The sequence below is a fragment of the Aestuariivirga sp. genome (genome assembly GCF_037139295.1).
In the GTDB taxonomy this organism is placed as follows: Bacteria; Pseudomonadota; Alphaproteobacteria; order Rhizobiales; family Aestuariivirgaceae; genus Aestuariivirga.
In genome coordinates this window covers 1-13659 of record NZ_JBAXGR010000031.1, presented here as the reverse complement: position 1 = coordinate 13659, position 13659 = coordinate 1, and the positions used below count along the sequence as shown (strand labels likewise).

Here is a 13659-nt window from a genome sequence, read left to right as displayed (position 1 = left end):
GCTAGCCCCAGCTCCAGAAATCATTGCCTTCCTTGGCGAGGCTGCGGGCGAGTACCATCTTGTGCACTTCGGATGCGCCATCCACCAGCTTGGCGCAGCGGGCGTAGCGGTAGATCCATTCGAGCACGGTGTCCTTCGAATAGCCGCGCGCCCCGCAAAGCTGCACGCCGACGTCGGCCGCGCGGTTCAAGGTATCCGCCACGTGGATCTTGGCCATGGAGATTTCCTTCTGCGCCTTTGAGCCCTGATCGAGCTTCCACGCCGCATGCATGGTGAGGAGGCGGCCCTTCTCGATCTCGGCGGCCACTTCGCCCAGCATGATCTGCACGCTCTCGTGCTCAGCAAGTGTCGAACCGAAAGCCTTGCGCTCTTTCACATAGGCGTGCGCAATCTCGAGGCAGCGCTTGGCCAGTCCCGTCCAGCGCATGCAATGGGTGAGGCGCGCCGGACCGAGCCTGATCTGGGTGAGGCGCAGCCCGTCGCCCTCCTCCATCAGCCGGTTCTCTTCCGGGATCTCGAGGCCGTCGAATTCGAGTTCGCAGGTGCCCCCCAGTTCCTCCGGCCCCATGGTGGGCACGCGGCGGACAATGCGCCAGCCCGGTTGGTCCTTGTGATAGAGGAAGGCCGACAGGCCGTTGCGCGGATCATCGGAGGTGCGGGCGACGAGGATGAAGTGCGTGGCGCCATCAGCCCCCGAGATGAACCATTTTCGTCCGTATACGACGTATTTGCCTTGGCGCTTCTCGGCGCGGGTGAGCATCATGCCCCCGGGGTCTGATCCGGAGCCCGGGTGCGGCTCCGTCATCACGAAGGACGAGCGGATCTTGCCGTCGATGATGGGCTGCAGCCACTGGTCCTTTTGCGCATCCGTCTTCAGCACCTTGTTGAGGACGTTCATGTTGCCGTCATCGGGGGCCGAACAGTTGAAGGCGAGCGGCCCGAAGATCGAGCGGTTGGCCTCCTCGTAGAAGGCGGCCCAGCCGACCATGGGAAGACCCAGCCCCCCGCGCTCCTTCGGCATCTGCGGCGCCCAGAGCCCTGCGGCCTTGGCCTTGTCGCGCAGAGGTCTCAGCACTTCGAGGCTGATGTTCTCATGCGCATCGTAATTGGCGCGGTCGGCTTCGAGCGGTATCATGTGCTCTTCCACGAAGGCACGGACCTTCAGGCGCAGCGTGTCGATTTCGGGTGAGAGTGAGAAATCCATGGGCTTATCCTCAGGCCAGCGCGTGGCCGCCGTCGACGTTGATTTCCGCACCCGTCATGAAGCCGGATGCTTTCGTTGACGCCAGCAACAGCAGCGTGGCGTCAAGGTCGGAAGGTTGGCCAGAGCGGCGCTGCGGCACGCGCTTGATCATCTCCTGTCCGGCGGAGCTCGCGAGATAATCATCCGTCATCTCGCTGGAGATGAAGCCCGGCGAGATGGCGTTGACGCGAATGCCGAAGCGCGCCCATTCCATCGCCTGAGCCTTTGTCATGTGAAGCACGGCGGCCTTGCTGATTGCATAGCTCGCGGATGACATGCCGACGCGCCCCGCCACCAGCGACGCGATGTTGATGATGGCGCCACCTGCCTTGCGGGCGATGAGGCGCTGCGCGAAGACACGGGAGAGATGCCAGACCGAATTGACGTTGGTGTCCATAACCCGGTCCCACTCCGCATCCGGCGTGTCGACGATGCGGCCGCCGCCGGCGATGCCGGCATTGTTGACGAGCAGCGTCAGCGGCCCGAAGGCGCGTTCAGCCTCGTCCAGCGTCGGGCCGATGGCCGCAGTGTCGGTCACGTCCAGCGCCAGTGGAGCGATGTTCGCCGAGGAGGCCGCAAGGTCCTTCAACCGGTCGGTGCGGCGGGCGGCAGCCACCACCTTCGCACCATGGGCGGCCAGCACCTCGGCGAAGCGGCGACCCAGGCCGGAAGAGGCGCCGGTGACCAGGGCAACCTCGTCGGTCAGGTCGAAAAGCTGTTGCGCGGGCGTAATTTGGCTCATCGGTTGGACTTTCCCCCCATCTCCTTGCTATCTAGACGGCAAATCAGCGTTCCCACAAGGTTCGGAAATGACTTACCTGCCCCTCGTCGGCCTGCCGGCGGATACCTATGACGCCCATGGCTTCCAGTACCACTCGATCGGCGACAAGTACGTGCGCGCCGTGGCCGAGGTGGCGCTGTGCTCGCCTGTCATGATCCCCTCGATGATCGACGCGCTGCAGCTCGATGACCTGCTGGAGCATTTCGACGGCATCGTGATGACCGGGGCCGTTTCCAACGTGCACCCGCCGCATTACGGCGAGCAGCCCTCGCCCGCCCATGAGCCCTATGACCATGGCCGCGACGCAACCACCCTGAAGCTGATCGAGAAGGTGCTGAAGCGCGGCTTGCCGCTGTTCTGCATCTGCCGTGGCTTCCAGGAGCTGAACGTGGTGCTAGGGGGAACGCTCGAAACCGAACTGCAGACCTTTGAGGGCCGCCTCGACCACCGCGCGCCGCAGCATGACGACGTCGACGTGCGCTATGCGCCGTCCCATGCCATCAACATCCGCTCCGGCGGGATGCTCGAACAGATCCTCGGCAAGCGCGAGACGATGGTCAACTCTATCCACCGCCAGGGCATCAAGCGGCTGGCCAAGGGCCTCGCCGTTGAGGCGACGGCGCCCGACGGCATTATCGAGGCGGTGTCGGTGCGTGACGCCAAGACCTTCGCCCTCGGCACGCAATGGCACCCGGAGTTCAAGGCGCTGAACAACCCGGACTCGGTGAAGCTGTTCACCGCGTTTGGCAATGCGGTTCGGGGCTATGCCGCTTCACGGGGCAAGACGCTGCGGGCGATTGCCTGACAGCTCCACCACACACCGTCATCATGCCCGTGGAGAACGGTCAGAAGCCTCACAGCATCGACGGCAGCACGCGATCCGGCGGGTTGTGGCCGTCGACCCAGGTCTTGATGTTGATGATCACCTTCTCACCCATGTCGATGCGGCCCTCGATGGTGGCGGAGCCCATGTGCGGCAGCAGCACGGCCTTCTTGGCCTTGAGCAGGCGCGGGTTCACGGCGGGCTCATGCTCGAACACGTCGAGGCCAGCGCCGCCCAACTCACCAGCTTCCAGCATGCGGGCCAGCGCGTTCTCGTCGATCACCTCGCCGCGCGCGGTGTTGACGATGATGGCCTCCGGCTTCATCAGCTTGAGGCGGCGGGCCGAGAGCAGGTGATAGGTGGCTGGCGTGTGCGGGCAGTTGACCGACACGATGTCCATGCGCGCCAGCATTTGGTCGAGGCTTTCCCAGTAGGTGGCCTCGAGCTGTTCCTCGATCTTGGAATGGACGGGCTTGCGGTTGTGATAGTGGATCTGCAGGCCGAAGGCCTTGGCGCGACGTGCGACAGCCGTGCCGATGCGACCCATTCCGATGATGCCCAGCCGCTTGCCCCAGATGCGATGGCCCAGCATCCAGGTGGGCGACCAGCCGCCCCAGGAATTGTCGGCGCCGATGACCTTCGCGCCCTCGATGATGCGGCGGGACACAGCCATGATGAGCGCCATGGTGAAGTCGGCGGTATCTTCCGTCAGCACGCCCGGCGTGTTGGTGACGGTGATGCCACGCGAAAGTGCGGTCTCCACGTCGATGTTGTCGACACCGTTGCCGAAGTTGGCGATCAGCTTCAGCTGGTCACCCGCCTGAAGGAGCACCGCCTTGTCGATGCGGTCGGTGACGGTGGGGACGAGGACTTCAGCCGTCTTCACCGCCTCGATCAGTTCGGCGCGGCCCATGGGCGCGTCGGAGGCGTTGAGACGGGTGTTGAACAGCTCCATCATCCGTGTCTCGACGACGTCGGGCAGCTTGCGGGTGACGACGACGAGTGGCTTGCGCTTGCTCATGCGGTGATCCTGGCTCCGGTCTCAATGCTCACACAATCTTAACCCTGCAGGATCAATCCTGCTACCGGTCACGACCAGTGTTTCCTTCGTTTGCACGGGCTGGTCGGTGGTGTAAACTGGCTTTGTGGCGTAGGGGCCCGTCGCCCGCATGGCAGCGGCCGGGCCGTGAAGAGGATTTTTGTAAATCATGGTGGCAAGCGCAGCCAAGAAACGGCGTTTTGGCTCCCTCATCCTTGGTTTGGCCTGCCTGCTCGTCGCGGCGGGGGTGGCCTGGTCGCTGTTCAGCAAGCGCGCTGATTCGCAGGCCAGTGCCGAAAAGGGCGCCGTTACCGGCTCGATCGGGCAGGAAGGCGCGAAGCCCGTCGGCCCCTCGGGCCTGCCAATCCCGCGTTTCGTGTCGCTGAAGGCCGAGAAGGTGAATGTCCGCCGCGGCCCCTCCAGCGATCATCCGGTGGCCTGGGTATTCCAGCGCAAGGGCTTGCCGGTCGAGATCGTCGCCGAGTTCGAGAACTGGCGCCGGGTGCGTGACTCGGACGGTGAGGAAGGCTGGATCCTGCAGAACATGCTGGCGGGCAAGCGCACCGCCGAGATCGCCCCCTGGAAGCAGGGCCAGAACGTGCCGCTGATGACCGGGCCGAAGAACGGCGCCGGCGTGGTGGCGGAAGTGGGCTCCGGCGTCGTCGCCGAGGTCGAGAACTGCGACGGCGACTGGTGCGAATTGAGCGCCGGCGGCTATGACGGTTTCGTACAGCAGACCCAGCTGTGGGGAGTCTACCCCGGCGAAAAGGTGGACTGAGATTTTCGTCGTCTCCCGTTCCTTCAACGGGAGAGGACAAGACATCAGCTCCCGAAGCCGTCCCAGAAGGCCTTGGCCTTGGCGAAGAAACCTTCCGACTCGGGGCTGTTGTTCTTGGCTTCCGTCTCGAACTCCTTGAGGAGCTCCTTCTGGCGGCGCGACAGGTTGACGGGGGTTTCCACCGCCACCTGGATATACATGTCGCCCATCTGAGACGAGCGCAGCACCGGCATGCCCTTGTTCTTGAGTCGGAACTGCTTGCCCGTCTGGGTGCCTTCGGGAACCGAGACACGGGCCTTCTTGCCATCGATCGTCGGCACCTCGATTTCGCCGCCCATGGCAGCCGCCGTCATCGAGACGGGCACCTTGCAGAACAGGTCCGCGCCATCGCGTTGAAAGAACTCATGCGGCTTTACCGAGAGGAAGATGTAGAGGTCGCCCGACGGGCCGCCCCGCATGCCCGCCTCGCCCTCGCTGGCGAGCCGGATGCGCGTGCCATCTTCGACGCCAGCCGGAATGTTGACGGAGAGCGTGCGCTCCTTGGTGACGCGGCCCTGGCCCGAACAGGGGTTGCAGGGGTCCGAGATCACCTGGCCGCGGCCCTGGCAGGTGGGGCACGTGCGCTCCACCGTGAAGAAGCCGGACTGCGAACGCACCGCGCCCTGGCCACCGCAGGTCGAACAGGTCTTGGGCGAAGTGCCCGGCTTGGCGCCTGTGCCGCTGCACACCTCGCAGGACACGGATGAGGGCACGCGAACTTGTGCCGTCTTGCCGGCAAAGGCTTCGGTGAGGCTGATCTCCATGTTGTAGCGCAGGTCGGCGCCACGGGCAGCGCCGGTGTTGCGTCCGCCACCACCGCGGCGGCCACGCCCGCCACCGCCACCGCCCATGAAGTCGCCGAACAGGTCCTCGAAGATGTCGGACATCGAGGAATTGAAATCCGGTCCGAAGCCAGCACCGCCGCGCCCGCCGCCCATGCCGTTCTCGAAGGCCTGGTGGCCGAACCGGTCATAGGCCGCGCGCTTCTGCGGGTCCTTCAGCACGTCATAGGCTTCGTTCAATTCCTTGAACTTGGCTTCGGTCTTGGCATCGCCCGGATTGGCATCGGGATGAAGCTGCTTGGCGAGCTTGCGATAGGCGGCCTTGAGTTCCTTCTCGTCGGCCGACCGGCCAACGCCCAGAACTTCATAATAGTCACGCTTGGCCATGAATGCGTACCGCTGTCGGTTGTCGTCCGTGGGTGAAATGCACGCAGGAACGGAAACAATTGGGAATAGGAGAGAGCAGAACCCCGCCCCGCGAGGCGCGCCTCATGCGAGGCGCACGACGTGAAGCGGGGTTCCTGGTCTTCAAAGGCCTCAGGCCTTCTTGTCGTCGTCTTTCACTTCCTCGAAGTCGGCATCGACCACGTCGTCCTCGGCAGCACGGCCGCCGCCGGCATCACGCTGCGCGTCGGCTTCGGCCTGGCCGGCCTGGGCCTTGTACATGGCCTCGCCAAGCTTCATCGCGGCCTGCGACAGGGCGTTGGTCTTTTCCTTCACAGCTTCAGCATCGCCATTTTCGAGCGTGGACTTGACGTCCGCGATGGCGCTCTCGATGGCCGACTTGTCGGCTGCCGAGACCTTGTCGCCGAACTCGGAGAGCGACTTGCCGGTCGAGTGGACGAGGGCTTCGGCGTGGTTCTTGGCTTCCACCAGGTCCTTGCGCTTCTTGTCCTCGGCGGCGTTGGCTTCCGCCTCCTTGACCATCTTGTCGATCTCGTTGTCCGACAGGCCGCCGGAGGCCTGAATGCGGATCTGCTGCTCCTTGTTCGTCGCCTTGTCCTTGGCGGACACGTTGACGATGCCGTTGGCGTCGATGTCGAAGGTCACCTCGACCTGCGGAATGCCGCGTGGCGCGGGTGGAATGCCCATCAGGTCGAACTGGCCGAGCATCTTGTTGTCGGCCGCCATTTCACGCTCGCCCTGGAAGACACGGATGGTCACGGCCGTCTGGTTGTCGTCAGCGGTCGAGAACACCTGGCTCTTCTTGGTCGGGATCGTGGTGTTGCGGTCGATGAGGCGGGTGAACACGCCACCCAGCGTCTCGATGCCCAGTGACAGCGGCGTCACGTCGAGCAGCAGCACGTCCTTCACTTCACCCTTGAGCACGCCACCCTGGATCGCGGCGCCGATAGCCACGACTTCATCCGGGTTCACACCCTTGTGCGGCTCCTTGCCGAAGAACTGCTTCACCACTTCGATGACCTTGGGCATGCGGGTCATGCCGCCGACGAGAATGACCTCGTCGACCTGGCCTGCGGTGAGGCCCGCATCCTTGAGTGCAGCGCGGCACGGCTCGATGGTCTTCTGGATCAGGTCATCCACGAGAGCCTCAAGCTTGGCGCGGGTGAGCTTGATCGTCAGATGCTTCGGACCCGACGCATCAGCCGTGATGAAGGGCAGGTTGATTTCGGTCTGCGTCGCGGACGACAGCTCGATCTTGGCCTTTTCGGCAGCTTCCCTCAGGCGCTGCAGCGCAAGCTTGTCCTTGCGCAGGTCGATGCCCTGCTCCTTCTTGAACTCATCGGCGAGGTAATCGACGATGCGCATGTCGAAGTCTTCGCCGCCGAGGAAGGTGTCGCCGTTCGTCGACTTCACCTCGAACACGCCGTCGCCAATCTCGAGGATCGACACGTCGAAAGTGCCGCCGCCGAGGTCATAGACCGCGATGGTGCCGGCTTCCTTCTTGTCGAGGCCGTAGGCCAGGGCCGCAGCCGTCGGCTCGTTGATGATGCGCAGCACTTCGAGGCCGGCGATCTTGCCGGCATCCTTGGTGGCCTGGCGCTGGCTGTCGTTGAAGTAGGCCGGGACGGTGATGACCGCCTGGGTGACGGGCTCGCCCAGATAGCGCTCCGCCGTTTCCTTCATCTTGGTCAGCGTGAAAGCCGAGATCTGCGAGGGGGAGAACTTCTTGTCGCGGCTCTCAACCCAGGCATCGCCGTTGTCGGCCTTGACGATGGAATAGGGAACGAGCTTCTTGTCCTTGGCAACCATCGGGTCGTCAAAGCGGCGGCCGATCAGGCGCTTGATCGCGAAGAAGGTATTCTCGGGGTTGGTGACCGCCTGGCGCTTTGCCGGCTGGCCAACCAGAGTTTCTCCGTCCGCGGTAAACGCGACGATCGAGGGGGTGGTACGCGCACCCTCGGCATTCTCGATCACTTTGGGACTCTTGCCTTCGATCACCGCAACGCAGGAGTTGGTGGTGCCGAGGTCGATACCAATCACTTTCGCCATCTTGATCCTCCAATTGGCAGGCGGAGCTTGGGAAAGCCCTATAGGCACTTGCCCGACCCCCAATTGGCTAAAGGGGGGTCCGCCTCCTGATTAAGATTAGGTCCCGGTTGCCCGATTCTTCGGGTGACCGGCTGTCGAGGGCTATATAGGCAGGGGGGTACGGGCTATCAAGCGGTTCCCCCACGCAATTTTGTTGGGGTTAATCGAGAAGTACCACACTTTCCTGCTCATTGGGGTCCGTCCGGGCGATGACCGCCCTGACCGGCTTGTCGGTCGGGTTGTAGGGCTGGTGCGGAACGCCCGCGGGAATGTAGCAAAAATCCCCCGCCTTGATCGCCATGACGTGCTCAAGGTTGGGCCCGTGGCGTATCTCGGAATAGCCTTCCAGCACGAAAATGGCGGACTCATGGGCCTCATGATAGTGCGGCCGGGCCGAGGCTCCGGGCGGAATGGTCACGATGTGCATGCAGAGCTTCTCGGAGCCTGCCGATTCCGCCGAGATTCCCGAGAAATAGGACAGCCCCTGCTTGCCGTCATAGGCCTCCCCACCGCTGATGAGCCTGCAGGACTTCATGGCCACGCCTCCCCTTAAAGTCGATTGTTTTCAATCATGCGGAGAAACGGCTTGCCCGCGCAAGTCCGGTGGTGGGAAAAGCGGCGAATGCAACCCGGACTTCGATATTATCCCGGCCGCCTGGACGCGGACGCGCAGCGCCAGCTGGTGGAGACCCTGCGCGGCACCGTTGCGGAGGCCCCGCTGTTCACCCCCGTCATGCCCCGCACCGGGCGGCCCTTCACGGTGCGGATGACCAATCTGGGCGTCCTCGGCTGGGTGTCGGATCGGGAGGGCTACCGCTACCAGCCGACCCACCCCGAGACGGCCAGGCCCTGGCCAGCCATCCCCGGGGCCCTGCTGGAACTTTGGCGGGCGGTGTCCGGCTACCATCATGATCCTGAAGCCTGCCTCGTCAATTTCTACAACGGCGGCGCCAAGATGGGCCTGCACCGGGACGAAGACGAGGACGACGTCTCGGCCCCGGTCCTCTCCGTCTCGCTGGGCGATACGGCGGTGTTCCGCATGGGCGGGCCGGAGCGCGGCGGCAAGACGGAGACCCTCAAGCTCGCCTCCGGCGACGTGCTGGTCATGGGCGGGGCTTCGCGCCTCTGCTATCATGGCATCGACCGCATTCTGCAAGGCACATCCACCCTGCTGAAGGACAGCGGGCGCATCAACCTCACGCTCAGACGGGTGACCAGACCATGACACACTACGACGTCGCCGTGATTGGTGCTGGCGCCGCCGGCCTTGCCGCGGGGCTGACGCTGCAGGCGGCAGGCAAGAGCTTTATCGTACTTGAGGCGCGTGACCGGATTGGCGGCAGGGCCTTCACCGACACCGCCACGCTTGGCCTGCCCTTCGACTGCGGCGCCCACTGGCTGCATGCGGCGAGCCAGAACCCCTTCACCACGATCGCCGACCGGCTGGGCTTTGCCTACAATGACAAGATCAGCTGGGCCGATGTCGTCCGCATGGGCAAAGGCGGACCGCTGCCGGACGCGGTGCAGGCAGAGGCTGTCGACTACATCATCGACGTGCTGACGAGAATTTCGGAGGTGAGGGAGGATGTGCCCTTCTCCGCCTATCTCGAACCCGGCAACCGGTGGAACCCGCTGATGGACCAAATCATCGGCCAGATCACCTCGCATGCCCCTGAGAGCTGTTCGACCCTCGATGCCGCCCGCTACGTTGACGAAGGTGGCGACTTCCCGGTCAAGGACGGCTATGGCGCGCTGGTGGCGCGCAACGCGGCGGGCCTGCCGGTGACGCTCGCAACACCGGTCAGCCGCATCGACTGGTCCGGCCCACAGGTTCGGGTGGAAACGGAAAGAGGGACGGTGACGGCCTCCACCATTATTCTTGCCGTTCCCATCAACGTGCTGATCGCCGATGGCATCCGCTTCGACCCCGCACTTCCGGCAGAGCTGGTGCGGGCCTTCCACGACTGCCCGATGGGCGTTTCGGAGAAGCTCGCAGTCCTGCTGGACAAGCCCATCGAAGGCTTCGGCCACATCTATGGCGATGTGATTTTCGAAGATCCGGCGAAGCGGCCCTTCAACCTCCATATCAACCCCTTCGGCAGGCCACTCCTCGTCTCGCACATGGGTGGTTCCTATGGTGCCGAGATGGAAAGGCTCAGCGACGACGCAATGATGGCGCTGGCCATGGAGGCAATGGTGGAAGCCTTCGGATCAGGCATCAAGACGCGCGTGGTGAAGGCACTCCGCACCCACTGGGCTTCCGACCCCTATGCGCTCGGCGGTTATTCCCACGCCAAACCTGGCAAGGCGGCGTCACGTCTCAGCTTCCAGGAGCCGGTGGGCGACAGGATCGTGCTGGCGGGAGAACACTGTTCGATCCCCTTCTACTCCACCGTTCACGGCGCGCATCTCTCCGGGATCGCCGCCGCTGACAAGGCGATTGGTCTTATCTGATCCGACAGGCCTACGGAACGCACCCCGACGAGGCGGGCTTCGTAACGATTGTTTTTGGCAAAGAATTCCTAGTAGTAGGCCCCTAGCCTACCCCTGCAGGAGGGCCGTCAGAACCTCTCCAAAGGCCTTTGAAGGGCAGTTGCTTCCGCCTTATGCCGGTCCTATCCGCGCGGGATGGGCTTCATCCAGCCGATGAGGGCACTCGTCGGATCCTGCAGGATGGCGATGCGGCCCACCGTCGGCACCTCGAAGACCGGCATGCAGAGTTCAGCACCGGCCGCCAGCGCCCCCTTCACCCGGGCATCGACATCGTCGACCACCATGTAGGTGAACCAGCCGGTGGGACCGCCGGGCCTCTGCGTCATGTCCATCAGGCCCCAGATCGGCCGTCCATCGATGGTGGCGAGCCAGTATCCGGGGTTGTTGGCACCAAAGACTTCAAATTCCAGGCCGAGCGTTTGACTGTAGAACGCCTTGGCCTTGTCCACCTCGGTGGTCATCAGTTCGGACCAGATGACGGTGCCGGTGTCAGTCATGGGAACCTCCGTTCGACGGTCGCGTCATAGCACAACCGGAGGCTTCATCCCACGCCCGCGTGACTGTTTCATGGCCCAAAGAAAATGCCCGGGTTGAGCCCGGGCATGTTGAAACCATTCGCGAGGGATAGCCTCAGTCGGCGGCCTTGGCGACGCCAACCATGGCGGGGCGCAGGCAGCGGTCGCCAATGGCGAAGCCGGACTGCATTTCCTGCACCACGGTGCCCGGCGGATGGTCATTGGTCGGCATCTCGAACAGCGCCTGGTGGAAGTTGGGGTCGAACTTGGCGCCCACCGTCTCCACCTTGCGGATGTTGTAGCGCTGGAAGATGTTGAGGAGCTCGCGCTCCGTCATCTCGATGCCGGTAAAAAGATTCTTGGTTTCATCGCTGGCATCGTCCGCCGGCTTGTGGGCCAGGGCGCGCTGCATGTTGTCCGACACGCTCAGCAGATCGCGGGCGAAATTGGTGGCGGCATAAAGCGTTGCCTCCGCCTTCTCGCGCTCGCCGCGCTTCCGCAGATTGTCCATGTCGGCGGCAGTGCGCAGCAGCCGGTCCTTGTACTGGGCGGCCTCTTCCCGCAGTCTCGCGATCTCGATGTCGCGCTCGTCGAGTTCTTCCACCAGCGCCTCTTCGAGGGCGATGTCGGGGTTCGGCTCGTCGGTGGGGTTCTTGTCTTCGGCCATGGCTAAGGGCTTTCCAGTCCTTGGGAATTGAGTGATGGCTGCCATATCGGCTGCCCGGGTGCAAAAATCAAGTGAGCAGCCGTCCGATTGCCTTGGCCGTGTAGTCGACCATCGGGATGATCCGGGCATAATTCATGCGGGTGGGGCCGATGATGCCCATGACGCCGACGATCTTTTCCTCGGCATTGCGGAAGGGTGTGACGATGATCGAGGAGCCCGACAGCGAAAACAGCCGGTTCTCCGAACCGATGAAGATGCGCACGCCTTCGCCGGATTCAGCGGCTCCCAGCAATTGCGCCAGCTCTTTCTTGTTCTCGATGTCCTCGAACAGCTTGCGGATGCGCTCGAGGTCGGCCGCCGCAGTGCCATTCTCAATGAGATTGGCCTGGCCACGGACGATCAGCGTCTTGTCGTCGGCCTCCGCCTCGCCCGACCATTGCCCGATCCCGGCCTCGACGATGCGGGCCGAGATTTCGTCCAGTTCCGAACGGAGCAGTTGCATCTCGTCGCGCACGAAGCGCTGAACCTCGTCGATGGTCTTGCCCTGGAAGCGGGTTGAGAGATAGTTCGAGGCCTGCGCGAAGGTGGACGGCGGCAGCCCGCGCGGCACCTCGATCACCCGGTTTTCCACGCTGGCATCCTCGCCGACGAGGATGACCAGCGCCCGGCCCGGCCCCAGGTTGACGAATTCGATGTGCTTCAGCCTGGCATTCATCTTGGGCGCGAGGATGACGCCGGCGCAGTGCGACAGGCCCGAAAGCAGCGTCGTCGCCTCGCCCAGCACGTCCTCCACCCGGCGCTGGCGGTTCGACGCCGCCATCTGCGCGTCGATCATCGCGCGCTCGTCGGTGGGCATGGCACCCACCTCCATCACCGCATCGACGAAGAAGCGCAGGCCCTGCTCGGTGGGAACACGCCCTGCACTGGTGTGGGGCGAGAAGATCAGGCCTGCGTCCTCAAGGTCCATCATGACGTTGCGGATGGACGCCGGGGAGAGATTGTGCGGCAGGATGCGCGAAATCGTCCGCGAGCCCACGGGCTCGCCAGTGGCGAGGTAGGTGTCCACGAGGCGGCGGAAAATGTCACGCGAGCGCTGGTCGAGCCCGGCAATGCCGGAAAGCCGCTCCTCGGTGAATGGTTTGGGCGGGATCACACTCATGGGCTCAATGTAGGAATCAACTTGGCTGAGGTCAATCAAAGGGGCTAGAAGCCCCCTTTTCAGGACAAGGAATGACCAAAATGCGTCCATCCGGGCGGAAACCAGACGAATTGCGCGCCGTCAGCTTCACCCGTGGCTTCACCCGCCACGCCGAAGGCTCCTGCCTCGTCCGCTTCGGCGACACGCATGTGCTGTGCACCGCCTCGCTGGAAGAGCGTGTGCCGCCGTGGCTGAAGGGTGGCGGAAAGGGCTGGGTCACCGCCGAATACGGCATGCTGCCGCGCGCCACCCATGATCGCACAAGGCGTGAGGCCTCCGCCGGCAAGCAGTCCGGCCGCACCCAGGAAATCCAGCGCCTCGTCGGCCGGTCGCTCCGCGCCGTTGTCGACCTGCCCGCCCTGGGCGAACGCCAGATCACGCTCGACTGCGACGTGCTGCAGGCCGACGGCGGCACCCGCACCGCCGCCATCACCGGCTCCTGGGTCGCCCTCTTCGACTGCCTGAAGTGGATGGAGCAGCGCTCGATGTTCAAGACCTGGCCCTTGAAGGACCATGTCGCCGCCATCTCCTGCGGCATCCACAACGGCACCCCTGTGCTCGACCTCGACTATCCGGAAGATTCCTCCGCCGGCACCGACGCCAACTTCGTGATGACGGGCTCCGGCGGCATCGTCGAGATTCAGGGCACGGCAGAGGGCGAACCCTTCTCCGAGGCCACGCTGGGCGAACTTCTGGCACTGGCCAAGAAGGGCATCGGCGAGCTCGTGGCGAAGCAGAAGGAAGCCATCGCCTGATGCGTACGCTCCGCGATGCGAAGATCGTCATCGCCACCCACAACAAGGGCAAG

14 protein-coding genes are annotated in these 13659 nt (G+C 64.0%); 5 read left to right on the top strand and 9 right to left on the bottom strand.

Annotated features, from left to right (window positions below):
* Position 1: 1 nt before the first annotated feature.
* Positions 2–1204 carry an acyl-CoA dehydrogenase family protein gene (locus tag WCJ41_RS10225; RefSeq protein ID WP_336905755.1) on the bottom strand — a complete coding sequence of 401 codons (1203 nt, stop codon included), beginning with the start codon at positions 1202–1204 and terminating at the stop codon, positions 2–4.
* Positions 1205–1214: 10 nt separating this feature from the next.
* Complete coding sequence (locus WCJ41_RS10220) at positions 1215–1985, bottom strand: SDR family oxidoreductase (protein ID WP_336905754.1); 771 nt, start codon at positions 1983–1985, stop codon at positions 1215–1217.
* A gap of 67 nt (positions 1986–2052) precedes the next feature.
* Here WCJ41_RS10220 and WCJ41_RS10215 point away from each other — a divergent pair, with 67 nt between their 5' ends.
* On the top strand, positions 2053–2829 hold the full coding sequence (locus WCJ41_RS10215) for a gamma-glutamyl-gamma-aminobutyrate hydrolase family protein (protein WP_336905753.1): 777 nt from the start codon (positions 2053–2055) through the stop codon (positions 2827–2829).
* A gap of 49 nt (positions 2830–2878) precedes the next feature.
* Here WCJ41_RS10215 and WCJ41_RS10210 read toward each other — a convergent pair whose 3' ends face one another.
* Entirely contained in the window at positions 2879–3868 is a 990-nt protein-coding gene (locus WCJ41_RS10210) for a D-glycerate dehydrogenase (protein WP_336905752.1), read from the bottom strand.
* Positions 3869–4055: 187 nt separating this feature from the next.
* On the opposite strand from WCJ41_RS10210, the gene WCJ41_RS10205 reads away from it, so the two are divergent.
* Positions 4056–4664 (top strand): SH3 domain-containing protein, encoded by a 609-nt coding sequence (locus WCJ41_RS10205; RefSeq protein ID WP_336905751.1) that lies wholly within the window; start codon positions 4056–4058, stop codon positions 4662–4664.
* A gap of 44 nt (positions 4665–4708) precedes the next feature.
* Here the strand turns inward: WCJ41_RS10205 and dnaJ are convergent, their stop codons facing one another.
* The 3 genes from dnaJ to WCJ41_RS10190 all read right to left on the bottom strand — a co-directional run bounded on the left by dnaJ (position 4709) and on the right by WCJ41_RS10190 (position 8513).
* A complete protein-coding gene (gene dnaJ, locus WCJ41_RS10200) occupies positions 4709–5872 on the bottom strand; it encodes a molecular chaperone DnaJ (protein WP_336905750.1) in 1164 nt (387 codons plus the stop codon).
* A gap of 150 nt (positions 5873–6022) precedes the next feature.
* Complete coding sequence (dnaK, locus tag WCJ41_RS10195) at positions 6023–7939, bottom strand: molecular chaperone DnaK (protein WP_336905749.1); 1917 nt, start codon at positions 7937–7939, stop codon at positions 6023–6025.
* Positions 7940–8138: 199 nt separating this feature from the next.
* Positions 8139–8513: a cupin domain-containing protein gene (locus tag WCJ41_RS10190; RefSeq protein ID WP_336905748.1), complete on the bottom strand. Its 375-nt coding sequence runs from the start codon at positions 8511–8513 to the stop codon at positions 8139–8141.
* An 87-nt stretch (positions 8514–8600) separates the two neighbouring features.
* Here WCJ41_RS10190 and WCJ41_RS10185 point away from each other — a divergent pair, with 87 nt between their 5' ends.
* Entirely contained in the window at positions 8601–9203 is a 603-nt protein-coding gene (locus WCJ41_RS10185; RefSeq protein WP_336905747.1) for an alpha-ketoglutarate-dependent dioxygenase AlkB, read from the top strand.
* Positions 9200–10432, top strand: coding sequence for an NAD(P)/FAD-dependent oxidoreductase (locus WCJ41_RS10180; RefSeq protein ID WP_336905746.1), 1233 nt, complete (start codon positions 9200–9202; stop codon positions 10430–10432). The genes WCJ41_RS10185 and WCJ41_RS10180 overlap by 4 nt, the downstream gene beginning before the upstream one ends.
* A 161-nt stretch (positions 10433–10593) precedes the next feature.
* On the opposite strand, the gene WCJ41_RS10175 is transcribed toward WCJ41_RS10180, so the two are convergent.
* From WCJ41_RS10175 to hrcA, 3 genes are all read right to left on the bottom strand, one after another.
* Positions 10594–10968 carry a VOC family protein gene (locus tag WCJ41_RS10175; protein WP_336905745.1) on the bottom strand — a complete coding sequence of 125 codons (375 nt, stop codon included), beginning with the start codon at positions 10966–10968 and terminating at the stop codon, positions 10594–10596.
* 133 nt (positions 10969–11101) lie between these two features.
* Positions 11102–11653 (bottom strand): nucleotide exchange factor GrpE, encoded by a 552-nt coding sequence (grpE, locus tag WCJ41_RS10170; protein ID WP_336905744.1) that lies wholly within the window; start codon positions 11651–11653, stop codon positions 11102–11104.
* 67 nt (positions 11654–11720) lie between these two features.
* On the bottom strand, positions 11721–12812 hold the full coding sequence (hrcA, locus tag WCJ41_RS10165) for a heat-inducible transcriptional repressor HrcA (RefSeq protein ID WP_336905743.1): 1092 nt from the start codon (positions 12810–12812) through the stop codon (positions 11721–11723).
* An 80-nt stretch (positions 12813–12892) separates the two neighbouring features.
* Here hrcA and rph point away from each other — a divergent pair, with 80 nt between their 5' ends.
* Entirely contained in the window at positions 12893–13606 is a 714-nt protein-coding gene (rph, locus tag WCJ41_RS10160; protein WP_336905776.1) for a ribonuclease PH, read from the top strand.
* The last annotated feature ends 53 nt before the right edge of the window (positions 13607–13659 follow it).

Bases quoted from the DNA above. Each gene is read 5' to 3' on its own strand.
- rph (WP_336905776.1), top strand. From the start codon at position 12,893: ATGCGTCCATCCGGGCGGAAACCAGACGAATTGCGCGCCGTCAGCTTC.
- grpE (WP_336905744.1), bottom strand. From the start codon at position 11,653: ATGGCCGAAGACAAGAACCCCACCGACGAGCCGAACCCCGACATCGCC.
- WCJ41_RS10190 (WP_336905748.1), bottom strand. From the start codon at position 8,513: ATGAAGTCCTGCAGGCTCATCAGCGGTGGGGAGGCCTATGACGGCAAG.
- WCJ41_RS10180 (WP_336905746.1), top strand. From the start codon at position 9,200: ATGACACACTACGACGTCGCCGTGATTGGTGCTGGCGCCGCCGGCCTT.
- WCJ41_RS10205 (WP_336905751.1), top strand. From the start codon at position 4,056: ATGGTGGCAAGCGCAGCCAAGAAACGGCGTTTTGGCTCCCTCATCCTT.
- WCJ41_RS10210 (WP_336905752.1), bottom strand. From the start codon at position 3,868: ATGAGCAAGCGCAAGCCACTCGTCGTCGTCACCCGCAAGCTGCCCGAC.
- WCJ41_RS10175 (WP_336905745.1), bottom strand. From the start codon at position 10,968: ATGACTGACACCGGCACCGTCATCTGGTCCGAACTGATGACCACCGAG.
- WCJ41_RS10225 (WP_336905755.1), bottom strand. From the start codon at position 1,204: ATGGATTTCTCACTCTCACCCGAAATCGACACGCTGCGCCTGAAGGTC.
- hrcA (WP_336905743.1), bottom strand. From the start codon at position 12,812: ATGAGTGTGATCCCGCCCAAACCATTCACCGAGGAGCGGCTTTCCGGC.
- dnaJ (WP_336905750.1), bottom strand. From the start codon at position 5,872: ATGGCCAAGCGTGACTATTATGAAGTTCTGGGCGTTGGCCGGTCGGCC.
- WCJ41_RS10215 (WP_336905753.1), top strand. From the start codon at position 2,053: ATGACTTACCTGCCCCTCGTCGGCCTGCCGGCGGATACCTATGACGCC.
- dnaK (WP_336905749.1), bottom strand. From the start codon at position 7,939: ATGGCGAAAGTGATTGGTATCGACCTCGGCACCACCAACTCCTGCGTT.
- WCJ41_RS10220 (WP_336905754.1), bottom strand. From the start codon at position 1,985: ATGAGCCAAATTACGCCCGCGCAACAGCTTTTCGACCTGACCGACGAG.
- WCJ41_RS10185 (WP_336905747.1), top strand. From the start codon at position 8,601: ATGCAACCCGGACTTCGATATTATCCCGGCCGCCTGGACGCGGACGCG.